The sequence below is a fragment of the Kitasatospora sp. NPDC059747 genome, from assembly GCF_042732955.1.
Lineage (GTDB): Bacteria > Actinomycetota > Actinomycetes > Streptomycetales > Streptomycetaceae > Kitasatospora.
The window spans coordinates 1-13,462 of record NZ_JBHWGV010000133.1; the positions used below are offsets into that span (position 1 = coordinate 1).

15 protein-coding genes are annotated in these 13,462 nt (G+C 74.1%); 7 read left to right on the top strand and 8 right to left on the bottom strand.

The window, feature by feature from the left end; genetic code table 11:
* Positions 1–88 precede the first annotated feature (88 nt).
* Together ACFV4G_RS36920 and ACFV4G_RS36925 are read left to right on the top strand one after the other, a co-directional pair.
* On the top strand, positions 89–361 hold the full coding sequence (locus ACFV4G_RS36920) for a chaplin (RefSeq protein WP_380446751.1): 273 nt from the start codon (positions 89–91) through the stop codon (positions 359–361).
* Positions 362–498: 137 nt separating this feature from the next.
* Positions 499–879, top strand: coding sequence for a hypothetical protein (locus ACFV4G_RS36925; protein ID WP_380446753.1), 381 nt, complete (start codon positions 499–501; stop codon positions 877–879).
* A gap of 73 nt (positions 880–952) precedes the next feature.
* Here ACFV4G_RS36925 and ACFV4G_RS36930 read toward each other — a convergent pair whose 3' ends face one another.
* Positions 953–1,615: a hypothetical protein gene (locus ACFV4G_RS36930; protein WP_380446756.1), complete on the bottom strand. Its 663-nt coding sequence runs from the start codon at positions 1,613–1,615 to the stop codon at positions 953–955.
* 315 nt (positions 1,616–1,930) lie between these two features.
* On the opposite strand from ACFV4G_RS36930, the gene ACFV4G_RS36935 reads away from it, so the two are divergent.
* From ACFV4G_RS36935 to ACFV4G_RS36945, 3 genes are all read left to right on the top strand, one after another.
* Positions 1,931–2,275 carry a rodlet layer protein gene (locus ACFV4G_RS36935; protein WP_329929036.1) on the top strand — a complete coding sequence of 115 codons (345 nt, stop codon included), beginning with the start codon at positions 1,931–1,933 and terminating at the stop codon, positions 2,273–2,275.
* Between the two features lie 99 nt (positions 2,276–2,374).
* Entirely contained in the window at positions 2,375–2,719 is a 345-nt protein-coding gene (locus tag ACFV4G_RS36940; protein WP_380446759.1) for a rodlet layer protein, read from the top strand.
* A 209-nt stretch (positions 2,720–2,928) separates the two neighbouring features.
* A complete protein-coding gene (locus ACFV4G_RS36945) occupies positions 2,929–3,195 on the top strand; it encodes a hypothetical protein (protein ID WP_380446762.1) in 267 nt (88 codons plus the stop codon).
* Positions 3,196–3,307: 112 nt separating this feature from the next.
* Here the strand turns inward: ACFV4G_RS36945 and hemB are convergent, their stop codons facing one another.
* The 7 genes from hemB to ACFV4G_RS36980 all read right to left on the bottom strand — a co-directional run bounded on the left by hemB (position 3,308) and on the right by ACFV4G_RS36980 (position 10,719).
* Positions 3,308–4,288 (bottom strand): porphobilinogen synthase, encoded by a 981-nt coding sequence (gene hemB, locus ACFV4G_RS36950; protein WP_380446765.1) that lies wholly within the window; start codon positions 4,286–4,288, stop codon positions 3,308–3,310.
* Positions 4,289–4,359: 71 nt separating this feature from the next.
* Entirely contained in the window at positions 4,360–6,009 is a 1,650-nt protein-coding gene (locus tag ACFV4G_RS36955) for a uroporphyrinogen-III synthase (protein ID WP_380446767.1), read from the bottom strand.
* Positions 6,010–6,082: 73 nt separating this feature from the next.
* Complete coding sequence (gene hemC, locus ACFV4G_RS36960) at positions 6,083–7,090, bottom strand: hydroxymethylbilane synthase (protein ID WP_380446770.1); 1,008 nt, start codon at positions 7,088–7,090, stop codon at positions 6,083–6,085.
* A gap of 41 nt (positions 7,091–7,131) precedes the next feature.
* Positions 7,132–8,472 carry a glutamyl-tRNA reductase gene (locus tag ACFV4G_RS36965; protein WP_380446772.1) on the bottom strand — a complete coding sequence of 447 codons (1,341 nt, stop codon included), beginning with the start codon at positions 8,470–8,472 and terminating at the stop codon, positions 7,132–7,134.
* Between the two features lie 25 nt (positions 8,473–8,497).
* Positions 8,498–9,391 carry a redox-sensing transcriptional repressor Rex gene (locus tag ACFV4G_RS36970; RefSeq protein WP_380446775.1) on the bottom strand — a complete coding sequence of 298 codons (894 nt, stop codon included), beginning with the start codon at positions 9,389–9,391 and terminating at the stop codon, positions 8,498–8,500.
* Positions 9,392–9,492: 101 nt separating this feature from the next.
* Positions 9,493–10,260: an exonuclease domain-containing protein gene (locus ACFV4G_RS36975; RefSeq protein WP_380446777.1), complete on the bottom strand. Its 768-nt coding sequence runs from the start codon at positions 10,258–10,260 to the stop codon at positions 9,493–9,495.
* A 174-nt stretch (positions 10,261–10,434) separates the two neighbouring features.
* Positions 10,435–10,719, bottom strand: coding sequence for a glutaredoxin family protein (locus tag ACFV4G_RS36980; protein WP_363656471.1), 285 nt, complete (start codon positions 10,717–10,719; stop codon positions 10,435–10,437).
* A gap of 118 nt (positions 10,720–10,837) precedes the next feature.
* On the opposite strand from ACFV4G_RS36980, the gene ACFV4G_RS36985 reads away from it, so the two are divergent.
* Both ACFV4G_RS36985 and ACFV4G_RS36990 read left to right on the top strand, forming a co-directional pair.
* The gene (locus tag ACFV4G_RS36985; RefSeq protein ID WP_380446780.1) at positions 10,838–11,857 is read left to right on the top strand and encodes an HAD-IB family hydrolase; all 1,020 of its coding nucleotides are present in this window, start codon (positions 10,838–10,840) and stop codon (positions 11,855–11,857) included.
* A 583-nt stretch (positions 11,858–12,440) separates the two neighbouring features.
* Positions 12,441–13,262, top strand: a complete 822-nt coding sequence (locus ACFV4G_RS36990; protein ID WP_380446809.1) for an ECF subfamily RNA polymerase sigma factor, BldN family — start codon at positions 12,441–12,443, stop codon at positions 13,260–13,262.
* Positions 13,263–13,462: the final 200 nt, after the last annotated feature.

Consider the following 13,462-nt stretch of genomic DNA (forward strand, 5'->3'; position numbering starts at 1 on the left):
GGCAAACGATTTTACCCGTCCTCGCGCCCCGCCCCCGCTGCGGGCCGCGCCACGCTCCACCCGTGTGTGATCGAGGAGATCAACCCCCATGCAGAACGTGAAGAAGGTCGCCGTCCTCTCCGCCGCCGCCGCCGGCCTGGTGCTCGGCGCGGCCGGCTCCGCCGCCGCCAGCTCGGGCGCCGAGGGCGTGGCCGCCGGCTCCCCCGGCGTCGGTTCCGGCAACCAGATCCAGGTCCCGGTGCACGTGCCGATCAACCTGTGCGGCAACTCCATCAACGTGGTCGGCCTGCTGAACCCGGCCTTCGGCAACAGCTGCGCCAACGTGGACATGCACCCGCACCACGACGCGGACGACTGCTGATCCTCCGGTCGGCACGCGTTCCGGCCGAACTGCCCCCCGACCGACCGGCCGGGGGGCAGTTCGGCATCTCCGGACGGCCCCCTGCTCCCGGCCGGCCGCCGGCCGACCGGATCCCGATCCACCGAAGGGTGATCCGCATGGTTTCGAAGAAGGGCGGGGCCGGGCTGGCCGCCGCCGTCGGCGCCGCGGTGCTGCTCGGCGCGGGCTCCGCGCAGGCCGCCACCGCCCCGCACCCGGTCCCGGAGACCGGCCCGGCCACGCTGACGAAGACGGACGTCGGCCAGGCGCTGAACGGGACGACCTCCGGGCTCGGCTACGGCGTCGCGCCGATCAAGAGCCTGCGCCTGGACCCGTGGGCGAACTCCTCGGCCGACGTGCTCAACAACGGCGCGACCGTGCAGCCCGACCAGGGCCTCGCGCCGGTCGGCACCGGTACGCTGACCGGTCCGCTGAGCGCCGGGGGCGGCGCCAAGGACCTCCCGCTGGTCGGCGGACTGACCGGCGTCCTGCCGGGCTGAGGCCCGCGCACACGCGAGAGCCCGGCACCCGTACGAGGCGGGGGTGCCGGGCTCTCGCATGTGCCCGGAGGACTCAGAGCTGCGCGAGGTCCGTGAGCCCGGTCTCCTGCACGACGCCGGTCGTGGTGGCCGCGGTGGTCGTGGCCAGGTCGTTCACCTCGTCGGTGACCGAGAGGCGGTGGTCCTCGTTGCCGAGGGTCGCCGTGGCGCCCGGCACCGCCTGGACGGCGCCGGTGACCAGCCGCGGGTCCACCTCGTCGACCTTCAGGTGACCGCCGGCCAGCTGGCCGGTGCCGTCCTGGGCGAGCGAGAGCGGCTTGCCGAGGGCGAGGCCCGGGGTGTCGGCGCGCAGCGGCGCCGCGGGGGCGTCCAGCAGCACCTTGCCGAGGTCGGTGCTCTGGTCCACCAGCGGGACGGGCAGCTCGGCCTTGGCGCTCGGGCCCACCTTGCCGGTGCGCAGCTCGGGGACGAGGCGGTCGGGGAGCAGCTCGGTGCTGGTGCTGGTGGTCCGCCCCGGCGCCGGCGGCATGACCAGCGAGGTGGGGATGCCCGCGGTGAGGTGGCTGTCCAGCGGGGCGAGCGGGATGTCCGCGGGGACCTGCTGGGTGGCCAGCTTGTCCTCCAGCGCTCCGACCTGGTCGGGGCTCATGGGGGCGGCGGAGGCCGCCCCCTGGGAGGCGAGCACGCCCGCACCGACCGCCAGCAGCATCGCGCCGGCCCGCTTGGAGAACTTCATGCTTTTCACCGTTCTGCCTGTCCGTACTGGAGATCTTCCGAGGGGGGTACGGCCGCGCTACCCGAGTACCGCAGCCGTAAAGCAATCTGTCTCAACGAGTGAGCGGGAGTACCGATTGCGGCGGTTAACCGATTCGGCCTAATAATCCGACCGGAAACCACTCCCGGACGCGCCTCCCGGACTCTTTTCAAAAATCCCCGTAACCTTCCGTGCCGTCATTCTTTGATCTGGACGTCAGTGACTGCAGACCGGGTCTGAGCGTTCTACGCGTTGTACGCACGGAAACCAAAGAGCTTTTCAGAGAGGGATCTCCCCATGATCCAGAAGTCCTTCGCCGCCGCCGGCCTGGCCGTCGCCGCGCTGGCCGCCGCCGCCGCGCCGGCCACCGCCATCGGTGACGCGGACGGCGCCGCCGCCTCCATCGAGGGCAACGGCGGCACCAACTTCACCGGCACCGTCGGGAACAACAGCCCGAACTTCCACTTCCTGGACAACGCGAACGTCTGCCTCCCCGAGATCCACAACATCGCCGTCGGCGTTCTCGGTGTGGCCGTCCCCGTCGAGGTCCCGATCGCCAACAGCGGTGGCAAGCAGTACTGCACCCAGGGCCAGGGCACCCAGAGCCACGGCGACGCCGGCGTCTCGCACCTGGTCGGCTGACGAACCGTCCGAGCCGTACCGCCTGCAGCTCCCGGGCAGGCCTCCTGAACCATCCCTTCGAATCGCTCCCCGATTCACCCCTCGAGAGGAAAACCGGAAATGATCAAGAAGTCCCTCACCGCTGCCGGCCTGGCCGCCGCCGCCATCGCGATGTCCGCCGGCTCGGCCTCCGCCATCGTCGACTCGGACGGCGCCGCCACCTCGGTCCAGGGCAACGGCGGCACCAACCAGACCGGCACCCACGGCAACGCCAGCCCGAACTTCCACACCCTGGACAACGCCAACATCTGCCTGCCGGAGGTCCACAACATCGCCGTCGCCGTCATCGGCGTCGCGGTTCCGGTCGAGGTGCCGGTCCTGAACAGCACCCCGAAGCAGATCTGCAACGTCGGCCAGAACACCCAGTCCTCGGGCGACGCGGGTGTCTCGCACCTGATCGGCTGATCAAGGGGCACGGCACGGACGGAGGGCCCGGGGAGGTTGGTCTCCCCGGGCCCTCCGGGCTGTACGGACGAGGTGTCCGGCGGGCGCGCGCCCGGCCGGGTGAACGGCCGTCCGGTCCGGCGCGTGGGGCGGCGGGCCGGACGGCCGGAAGTGATCACGTGTCACAGGCAGAGCGCCGGCCGAGGCGCTCCCGAAGAGAGGGCAGAACCATGAAGAGCAAGCTGGCCAAGGTCGCGCTGACCGCCACCGCCGCGCTCGCGCTCGCGGGTGCCGCCACCCCGGCGTTCGCGCACGTCGGCCTGGCTGGGGGCGGCGAGTTCGTCGGCTCCGCCGACCCGGTGTTCGCGGCCGACCAGTGGGCCGCCGTCGCCCACACCTCGCACATCGTCACCGGTGGCGAGGGCTGGGGCGCCGCCACCGCCAAGGACGTGGCCGGCGGCGTGGAGGGCTTCGCCCACGTCCACGACTTCCGGTAGGCCGTACGGCGGAAGGCCGGGCCCCCTCCTCGCGGGGAGGGGGCCCGGCCTTCCGCCGTCCCCGCCCCGAGCCGAAGGGCGCGCCCGGAGGCGAGCGGGCGGGTAACGACGGCTACTTGAGCATCGCGGCGGCCTCGACCGCCCAGTAGGTGAGGATCTGCTGGGCGCCGGCCCGGCGGATCGAGGTGAGCGTCTCCATGATCATCCGCTCCCGGTCGATCCAGCCGTTCGCCGCCGCGGCCTCGACCATCGCGTACTCCCCGGACACCTGGTACGCGGCGACCGGCACCGGCGAGGCGTCGGCGACCTGGCGCAGGATGTCCAGGTAGGCCATGGCCGGCTTGACCATCACCATGTCCGCGCCCTCGGCGAGGTCCTGCTCCAGCTCGCGCAGCGACTCGCGGGCGTTGGCCGGGTCCTGCTGGTAGGCCTTGCGGTCGCCCTTGAGCGAGGAGCCGACCGCCTCGCGGAACGGGCCGAAGAAGGCCGAGGCGTACTTGGCGGTGTAGGCGAGGATGCCGGTGTCCTGGTGCCCGGCCTCGTCCAGCGCCCGGCGGACGACGCCGATCTGGCCGTCCATCATGCCGGACGGGCCGACCAGGTGGACGCCCGCGTCGGCCTGGACCCGGGCCATCTCGGCGTAGCGCTCCAGGGTGGCGTCGTTGTCCACGCTGCCGTCGGCGGCCAGCACGCCGCAGTGGCCGTGGTCGGTGTACTCGTCCAGGCACAGGTCGGACATGACCACCAGGGAGTCGCCGACCTCGGAGACGACGTCCCGGATCGCCTGCTGGAGGATGCCGTCCGGGTTGGTGCCCTCGCTGCCGATCGCGTCCTGCACGAGCGGGACGCCGAACAGCATGACGCCGCCGACCCCGGCCTCGGCGGCCTCGACCACGGCCTTGCGCAGGGTGTCCCGGGTGTGCTGGACGACGCCCGGCATCGAGCCGACCGGGACGGGCTCGCTGACGCCCTCGCGGACGAACAGCGGCAGGATCAGCTCCGCCGGGTGCAGCCGGGTCTCGGCGACCAGACGGCGCATCGCCGGGCTCTGGCGCAGCCGGCGGGGGCGAACGTACGGGAATTCAGCGGACACGGCTTCTCTCTCCGAACGGTGGTGCAGCTCCGGGGGCGACGGGATCGCCGCCCCCGGGTCCCGGACAGGGGTCAGCGGGCCTTGCGGCGCGAGCCCGGGCGGCGCTCGCTGGGCCGGTAGACCGGCTCACCGGCAGCGGTCGCGGTGTCGCGGCGCTTGGCCCCGAAGTCTGCCAGCGCCTGGGCCAGCGCGGCCGCCGACGGGGCCGGGGCCATCACGTCGACCCGCAGGCCGTGCTCCTCGGCGGTCTTCGCGGTGGCCGGGCCGATGCAGGCGATGACGGTGACGTTGTGCGGCTTGCCGGCGATGCCGACCAGGTTGCGCACGGTCGAGGACGAGGTGAAGAGCACCGCGTCGAAGCCGCCGCCCTTGATCGCCTCGCGGGTCTCGGCCGGCGGCGGCGAGGCGCGCACCGTGCGGTACGCCGTCACGTCGTCGACCTCCCAGCCGAGCTCGACCAGGCCGGCCACCAGGGTCTCGGTGGCGATGTCGGCGCGCGGCAGCAGCACCCGGTCGATCGGGTCGAACACCGGGTCGTAGGGCGGCCAGTCCTCCAGCAGGCCGGCCGCGGACTGCTCGCCGGAGGGCACCAGGTCCGGCTTCACGCCGAAGTCCACCAGGGCCTGCGCGGTGGTCTCGCCGACCGCCGCGACCTTGATGCCGGCGAACGCGCGGGCGTCCAGGCCGTACTCCTCGAACTTCTCCCGGACCGCGCGGACGGCGTTCACCGAGGTGAACGCGATCCACTCGTAGCGGCCGGTCACCAGGCCCTTGATGGCCCGTTCCATCTGCTGCGGGGTGCGCGGCGGCTCGACCGCGATGGTCGGCACCTCCTGCGGCACCGCGCCGTACGAGCGCAGCTGCTCGGACAGGCCGTGGGCCTGCTCCTTGGTGCGCGGCACGAGGACGTTCCAGCCGAACAGCGGCTTGGTCTCGAACCACGAGTGCGAGGCGCGGTGGGCGACCTGCTCGCCCACCACGGCTATCACCGAGGTGGCCGGGTCGACCGGGGCCGAGACCGGCGAGGGCAGCACCCGGGCGGCCTTCAGGTCGGCCGCGATGCCGGACAGGGTCGAGGTGAAGGTGCGCTGGCGCGTGGTGGTGCCGGACAGCGTCGCGCTCAGCGCCGCCTCCGGCTTGCGGCCGTTGGAGACCAGTGCGGCGGCGGTCGCGGGCAGCTGGCCCAGCGTCGTGCGGACCACCAGGGTGGTCTCCGGCGCGCCCAGGTCGACCGGGCCGCCGGCCAGCAGCGCTGCGCCGTCGACGAAGCGCACGTCCGCACCGGCGGAGCCGCGCAGCGGGACGCCCGCGTAGGCCGGCACGCCGACCGACTGGGCGACGCCCGGGATCACCTCGAAGGCGATCCCGTCGCCCGCGCAGCTGAGCATCTCCTCGGCGGCGCAGCCGTCCAGGCCCGGGTCGCCGTCGACGGTGCGGACCACGTGCTTGCCGGCCCGCACGGCCTCGGCGACCAGCTTGGCCAGGTCGAGCTCGACGCCCTCGGCGCCGGGGGTGTGCACCTGCACTCCGGCCGGGCAGTGGCTGCGCACGGCGGCGGCGGTCAGCGGATCGGCGACCAAGACGTCGGCCGAGGACAGCACCTCGACCGCGCGCAGGGTCAGCAGCCCCGGGTCCCCGGGGCCCGCGCCCAGGAAGGTGCACCGTCCGGTGGCGGACTGGCCGCCCGGGAACGGGATGTCGGTGGCGGCGGTGGGGCTCATGCGCCCACCTCGCTGCGCTCGGCGGTCTCTTCGCGAAACGCGCAACTCTTCATGATTCGCTCGCTTCGCTCGCTCATCGGGCTCGCTCCCCCATCAGGGCGGCCGCGCCCGCGTCGAGCAGCCGGGCGGCCAGCGCGCGGCCGAGGGCCGTCGCCTGCTGCTCGGCGGTCTCGTCGAGGACGATCGGACCGTTGGCGGACATCTTCAGCAGGGTGGCGCCGTCGGTGGTGCCGACCACGCCCTCCAGCCGCAGTTCGTTCGGCCGGCCCCAGGTGGCCAGCCCGGCCACCGGCGCCGAGCAGCCGGCCTCCAGGGCGGCCAGCAGCGCCCGCTCGGCGGCCACCTCGACCCGCGTGGGGGCGTGGTCGAGGGCGGCGAGCGCGGCGGCGAGGTCAGTGTCGGCGCTGGTGCACTCGATGGCGAGCGCGCCCTGGCCGGGGGCCGGGATCATCAGCTCGGGGTCGAGGTGCTGGGAGATCTCGGCGCTGCGGCCGAGCCGGTTCAGGCCCGCGGTGGCGAGCACCACGGCGTCCAGCTCGCCCTTGGCGACGTAGCCGATCCGGGTGTCCACGTTGCCGCGGATCGCGACGGTCTCCAGGGCGGCGCCGCGGGCGGCGGCCCAGGCGTTCAGCTGGGCCATCCGGCGCGGGGAGCCGGTGCCGATCCGGGCCGGGCGGCCGGCGCCGGCCAGCTTCTCCACCAGCTCGTCCAGGGCCAGGCCCTCGCGGGCGACCAGGGCGTCGCGGACGTCCTCGCGCTCGGGGACGGCGGCCAGCACCAGGCCCTCGGGGGCGGCGGTGGGCAGGTCCTTCAGCGAGTGCACGGCGAAGTCGATCCGGCCCTCCAGCAGCGCGTCGCGCAGCGCGGAGACGAACACGCCGGTGCCGCCGATCTGGGCCAGCGCCTCGCGCGAGGTGTCGCCGTAGGTGGTGATCTCGACCAGCTCGACGGCGCGCCCGGTGAGCCTGGTCACCTCGCGGGCGACCATGCCCGACTGGGCCATGGCGAGCGCGCTGCGCCGGGTGCCGAGCCGCAGGGCGGGGGCGGCCGGAGCCTGCTCCGTGATCGGTTGACCATTCATGAGGTGATCGTCCCGGTGGTACTCGTGGGATGGCTGACGGTTCATCCGGCGCTCCCGCCCGAGGGCTGGGGCCGGCCGCCGACGGGCGTGCCCGACACGGCGTGCACGGCCGCCGGGTCGAGGTCGAACAGTTCGCGCAGGGCGTCCGCGTAGGAGGCGCCGCCGGGCTCGGCGGCGAGTTGCTTGACCCGCACGGTGGGTGCGTGCAGGAGCTTGTCGACGACCCGCCGGACGGTCTGGGTGATCTCGGCGCGCGAGCGCTCGTCCAGGTCGGGCAGCCGGGAGTCCAGCCGGCCGAGTTCGGCGGCGACGACGTCGGAGGCCATCGACCGCAGCGCGACGACGGTCGGCGCGATCCGGGCGGCCCGCTGGGCGGCGCCGAACGCGGTGACCTCGTCCGCGACGATCCGGGTGACGGCGTCCACGTCGCCCGCGCCGGGGCTGGCGGCGTGCGCGTGCGAGAGGCTCTCCAGGTCGACCAGCAGGGCGCCGGGCAGCTCGTGCACCGCGTGGTCGACGTCGCGCGGCATCGCGAGGTCCAGCAGGGCGAGCGGCTGCTCGGCCCGGCGCAGGGCGACCGCGGCGGCGACGTCCTCGGCGCGGATCACCACGCCGGCCGCGCCGGTGCAGGAGATCACCAGGTCGACGTCGGCCAGCGCCTGCGGCACCTTGGCCAGGTCGAGGGTGCGGGCCACGCCCGGGCCGAGGATCTCGACCAGGCGCTCGGCGCGCGCGGGCGTCCGGTTGGCGACCAGCAGGTCGGTGACGCCGGAGCGGACCAGGGTCGCGGCGGCCAGCGAGCTCATCGAGCCGGCGCCGACCACCAGGGCCCGCTTGCCGGCGATCTCGCCCGCGCCGGCCGCGACCTGCTCCAGGCCGAAGGTCACCAGCGACTGGCCGGCCTTGTCGATGCCGGTCTCGCTGTGCGCCCGCTTGCCGACCCGCAGCGCCTGCTGGAACAGCTCGTTCAGGTCGCGCCCGGCGGTGTGCTCCTCCTGGGCCTTGGCGAGCGCGTCGCGCAGCTGGCCGAGGATCTGGCCCTCGCCGACGACCATCGAGTCCAGGCCGCAGGCCACCGAGAAGAGGTGGTGGACGGCGCGGTCCTCGTAGTGGACGTAGAGGTGGGGGGTCAGCTCCTCCAGGTCCACGCCGCTGTGGTGGGCCAGGAGCAGGGACAGCTCGGCGACGCCGGCGTGGAACTTGTCGACGTCCGCGTACAGCTCGATCCGGTTGCAGGTGTTGAGCAGCGCGGCCTCGGCGACGGTCGCGGTGGCCGCGGCGTCGTGCAGCAGCCGGGTCGGCGCGTCACCGGTCAGCGCGGCGCGCTCCAGCACGCCGACCGGGGCCGTCCGGTGGCTCAGTCCTACGACGAGAAGACTCACGCCCGCCCCCCACAGATCTTCGTGTTCATGCGGGCATCACCGCGGACAGATCGCCCTCGCCGCCCTTGGCCGGCTTGCCCTTGGCCTGCTCGGCCTGGTCCTTGGCGGTGGTCTCGGCGCGGCCCTTGCCGTTGCCGCCGGCCGCGCGGCGCAGCTTGGCGGCCGCGGCGCGGACCGGGCCGGGGGCGCGGTCCAGCACCGACTCGGTGCGGTCGGGCTCCTCGCCGGCCTTGCGCTGCTCGTGGAAGGCCAGGATCTGCAGCTCGATGGAGAGGTCCACCTTGCGCACGTCCACGCCGTCCGGGACGGTCAGCACGGTCGGGGCGAAGTTGAGGATGCTGGTGACGCCGGCCTCGACCAGGCGGTCGCAGACCTGCTGGGCGGCACCGGGCGGGGTGGTGATGACACCGATCGAGACGTGCTGGCTCTCGACGATCGACTCCAGCTCGTCCATGTGGCGCACCGGCAGCCCGGCCGCCGTGGAACCGACGACGTTCGGGTCGGCGTCCAGCAGGGCGGCGACCCGGAAACCGCGGGAGGCGAAGCCGCCGTAGTTCGCGAGGGCGTGGCCGAGGTTCCCGATGCCGACGATGACGACCGGCCAGTCCTGGGTCAGGCCGAGCTCGCGGGAGATCTGGTAGACGAGGTACTCGACGTCGTAGCCGACACCGCGGGTGCCGTAGGAGCCGAGGTAGGAGAAGTCCTTGCGCAGCTTGGCGGAGTTGACCCCGGCCGCGGCGGCCAGCTCCTCGGAGGAGACGGTCGGCACCGAGCGCTCGGAGAGCGCGGTGAGGGCCCGCAGGTAGAGGGGCAGGCGGGCGACGGTCGCCTCCGGGATGCCCCGGGCACGCGAGGGTCGGCGCGTGGCGCCCTGGTCGGGCGTCTGCGAACTGCTCTGTGGTGATCGGCCGATTGCCACGGTGCTCCTGTGGGTGAAGCTGGGCTTTGGCAGCCAGGCTATGCGTTTGTGAACGTGTGCACAAAGATGGTGTCCGATTTGTCCCCGCACAGTGATGCGCATCACGCCGTCGAACCCATAGCACCGCAGTCCGTCAGGACCACGGCCGGGGCCGGTACCCCGGGCAGCCACGGGCCGTACGGCGCCTCCCGGCGCAGCAGCGGGACGGCCGCCCCGGACGGGCGGGAACGGGCCCGGCCCAGCCGCGGCCACGGCACCAGGGCCGCCTCGCGCAGCGCCCCCGCCAGGTCGTCCGGCGCCAGGTCGTCCGGCGGGCCGCCCGGGACGCCCACGCAGTGGCGCAGCAGCTCGGCGGTCACCCGGGCGTCGCCGAGCGCGGTGTGCGCCGGGTACCAGCCGAGGCCGGCCGCCTCCACGCAGGCCGCCAGGCCGTGGCCGCGGGCCTCCGGCAGGAGCGCGCGGGCCAGCCGCATCGTGCACAGCAGCGGGACGGGCGGCAGCGGCACGCCGATGCGGGCGAACTCACGGTCCAGGAAGGCGTGGTCGCAGCTCACGTGGTGCCCCACCAGCACCCGGCCGGCCAGCAGCTCCAGCAGCCGCGGCGCGATCTCCCGGAAGCGCGGGGCGCCCTCGACGTCCGCCTGGCTTATGCGGTGCACGTGGGTCGGGCCGACCGGGCCCAGCGGGTCGAGCAGGGTCGCGAACTCGCCCTCCGGGCGCAGCTCGCCGTCCAGCAGGACCACCGCGATCTCGACCACCCGGTGCCGCCACGGGCTCCGGCCGGTCGCCTCCACGTCCACCACGGCGAAGCCCTGGGCCCCGGCACCGTCCGGGGCTTCGGAGGGCGCGGGGGTGGGACCGGGAAGCATGGCGGCACTCCTCGTGTGCTCAGCCCCCCACGGGCGCAAACGAGTTCGATCGTAAGCCGACGAACACGCTCCGACATCGCCGGTTCGGAGTGGGTTTGGCAACGATTCGGCGACTCGCCCCCGCCGGTCGGCGGGGGGGACGGCCGGAGCCCGGGAAAAGGCGGCGGAGGGGGGTCAGCCGCCCAGCGCGGCGCGCAGGCGGCGCTCGTCCACCCGCCAGAAGTCGTGCTGGCGGCCGTCGATCAGCGTCACCGGGATCTGCTCCCAGTACAGCCGGTACAGCTCCTCGTCCTGGGTGATGTCCTTCTCCTCGAAGGCCGCGCCCAGCTCCCCCGTCACCCGGACGATCACCTCCCGGGCGTCGTCGCACAGGTGGCACCCGGGCTTGCCGACCAGGGTCACGGTACGGTCCGCCGGGGACGGCTTCGGGCTCTTGTCACGTCGCAGCAGTGGGCTCACCCGGCCATTGTCCGCCCCGCCCGCGGCGGCCCCGCGCCCGGCCGCGCAGCGCTCTGTTCACCGCACGGGCACGCCGCCGTCACGGCCGCTGCGCGCCCGGCTGGCTATGCTCGATGACATGGCCGTGCTCCGAAGGCTCACCCGCGCAAGGCGCCCCACCACCGAGCTGACCGCCCTCGCGGGCGAGGCCGCGGCCGAGGCGGCGGAGGCCGCCCTGCGCGCCGAGCCCGAGCCGGCCGGAGCCCTCGCGGACACCGCCGCCGACACCCCCGGCGCACCCGCCACGGCCACCGGCACGGCCCCCGGCAGGCCCGGGAAGGCCCCCAAGGCACCCGCCGGCAACCACACCCCCGAGCCCGGGGACCCGCACGCCGCCGCCTTCTTCGACTGCGACAACACCATCCTGCGCGGCGCCGCGATCTTCTACCTCGGCGTCGGCCTCTACCGCCACGGCTTCCTCACCCGCCGCGACATCGCCCGCTTCGCCTGGCAGCAGGCCTGGTTCCGGCTGCACGGCGCCGAGGACCCGGACCACATCTCGGACGCCCAGCACACCGCGCTCGGCCTCGTCGCCGGCAAGGCCACCGCCGAGCTGGAGGCACTCTGCGAGGAGGTCTTCGAGGACGTCGTCGCCGACAAGATCTGGCCCGGCACCCGTGCCCTGGTCCAGATGCACCTCGACGCCGGCCAGCGGGTCTGGCTGGTCACCGCCGCCCCGCTGGAGGTGGCCCGGGTGATCGCCCGGCGGCTCGGCATGACCGGAGCGCTCGGCACCGTCGCCGAGGCCCGCGACGGGCTCTACACCGGCCGGCTGGTCGGCGAGCTGCTGCACGGCCCCGCCAAGGCCGCCGCGGTCTCCGCACTCGCCAGACGCGAGCGGCTCGACCTCGACCGCTGCGCCGCGTACAGCGACTCGGCCAACGACATCCCGATGCTCTCCCTGGTCGGCCACCCGTACGTGGTGAACCCGGACGGCGCGCTGCGCCGGCACGCGCGCGCCCAGGGCTGGCGGGTGCGGGACTTCCGCACCGGGCGGAAGGCGGCCAGGATCGGGTTGCCGGCCGCGGCCGCGCTCGGCGTGCTCGCGGGCGCGACGGCCGCCGGGGTCGCGCTGCACCGGCGACGCCGCCGCGCGTGATCCCGCGCACGTTCCGCCACTCCCCGACGCGCGCGAGTTGCCGTCGGAGCCGCTCCGAACTCCCTCGCACGGCCTTCCCCTTCACGGGTGACCAGACGTCAACAGGGCCGCTGACCTGGCCCCTCGTACGGGCGAACTCCGGTCCACGGCAGGGCCGTCCGACCCCGCTGCCCGAACCTGATACCCGCTGACCGGTTCTGATCGTTCGCCAGACCGGGAAAGTCGGCGATTACCGAGCCCCAAGGCAGGGAAACCGCCCACCGGACCGCCGAATTGGTCACCCTGAGCGCTCGTTCGGTCACGTTGGGCCGGATGAACGGTGACACGATCGGTCAGTGTCAGCCGAATATGCACGCGAAATGGATCCCAAGCGACCACTTCGACCACACGGTGTAGCTGTCATTGCACAAAGCGTTATTCTCTCCTGGATGCGCGTCACCCGACCGCCCCGTCCGAACGGGCCATGGTGGCGTGCTCTCCGCGCAGGCGGAGGTGATCCGTCCACAGTTCTGCCTCTGGGAGTCCCGTGTACCCACCCGTCCGGAACGACGCGCCTGCACCCTCCCGCCCGTCGTCCGCGCCCCTGCGCCCCCGCACCGGCCTCCGCGGTCGCCCGGTCACCACCCGGCAGATCTCCACCGGCCTCGACCTGCTGCGCAGCCTGCTCCTCAGCCAGCTCGCCGTCTCGCCCCAGCTCGTCCCGGCCGGGGCGGCGCTCGGGCCCCAGCCGGCCCCCGGGCTCGCGCTGCGCACCACCGCGGCCGGCTCGGCCGGCACCGGCTCCCGCGGCCGCACCGGCACCACCGGCGTCGGCCGCAGCCGGACGCGCACCGCGCCCACCCCGGGCTACGAGACCGAGCACAACCCGATCATGGAGCTGGTCGAGCGGGCCCAGGCCGGCGAGAGCGAGGCCTTCGGGCGCCTCTACGACCACTACTCGGACACCGTCTACCGGTACATCTACTACCGGGTCGGCAGCCGGGCCACCGCCGAGGACCTCACCAGCGAGACGTTCCTGCGCGCCCTGCGCCGGATCGGCACCTTCACCTGGCAGGGCCGCGACTTCGGCGCCTGGCTCGTGACGATCGCCCGCAACCTGGTCGCCGACCACTTCAAGTCCAGCCGCTTCCGGCTGGAGGTCACCACCGGCGAGATGCTCGACTCCAACGAGTGCGAGCGCAGCCCGGAGGAGTCGGTCCTGGAGTCGCTCTCCAACGCGGCCCTGCTCGACGCGGTGCGCCGGCTCAACCCGCAGCAGCAGGAGTGCGTCACGCTCCGCTTCCTGCAAGGGCTCTCGGTGGCCGAGACGGCGCGGATCATGGGCAAGAACGAGGGCGCCATCAAGACGCTGCAGTACCGGGCCGTCCGCACCCTGGCCCGCCTGCTCCCGCCCGACGCGCGATGAGGCGCACGGCCGTGCGGGCAGCGGCGGCCGCGTGCGGCGCCGACGGGGAGATACCCCACCGGGCCCGAGCCGTCGGTCCGTCACCACCGGTGGGGGGGGGGGGCCGCCGCGGGGTTGGGGGGGGCGGCGTTTATTCGTGGGGTTTACTCCGACCGGCCCCCCCGGAGTGGGCTTTGTCATCCGCCCCCCCGCCGACCGCG

What these genes read in the sequence shown, in the direction of transcription:
- ACFV4G_RS36925 (WP_380446753.1), top strand. Translation starts at nt 499, where the DNA reads ATGGTTTCGAAGAAGGGCGGGGCCGGGCTGGCCGCCGCCGTCGGCGCC.
- ACFV4G_RS36975 (WP_380446777.1), bottom strand. Translation starts at nt 10,260, where the DNA reads ATGCTTCCCGGTCCCACCCCCGCGCCCTCCGAAGCCCCGGACGGTGCC.
- ACFV4G_RS36930 (WP_380446756.1), bottom strand. Translation starts at nt 1,615, where the DNA reads ATGAAGTTCTCCAAGCGGGCCGGCGCGATGCTGCTGGCGGTCGGTGCG.
- hemC (WP_380446770.1), bottom strand. Translation starts at nt 7,090, where the DNA reads ATGAATGGTCAACCGATCACGGAGCAGGCTCCGGCCGCCCCCGCCCTG.
- ACFV4G_RS36920 (WP_380446751.1), top strand. Translation starts at nt 89, where the DNA reads ATGCAGAACGTGAAGAAGGTCGCCGTCCTCTCCGCCGCCGCCGCCGGC.
- ACFV4G_RS36955 (WP_380446767.1), bottom strand. Translation starts at nt 6,009, where the DNA reads ATGAGCCCCACCGCCGCCACCGACATCCCGTTCCCGGGCGGCCAGTCC.
- ACFV4G_RS36945 (WP_380446762.1), top strand. Translation starts at nt 2,929, where the DNA reads ATGAAGAGCAAGCTGGCCAAGGTCGCGCTGACCGCCACCGCCGCGCTC.
- ACFV4G_RS36935 (WP_329929036.1), top strand. Translation starts at nt 1,931, where the DNA reads ATGATCCAGAAGTCCTTCGCCGCCGCCGGCCTGGCCGTCGCCGCGCTG.
- ACFV4G_RS36985 (WP_380446780.1), top strand. Translation starts at nt 10,838, where the DNA reads ATGGCCGTGCTCCGAAGGCTCACCCGCGCAAGGCGCCCCACCACCGAG.
- ACFV4G_RS36940 (WP_380446759.1), top strand. Translation starts at nt 2,375, where the DNA reads ATGATCAAGAAGTCCCTCACCGCTGCCGGCCTGGCCGCCGCCGCCATC.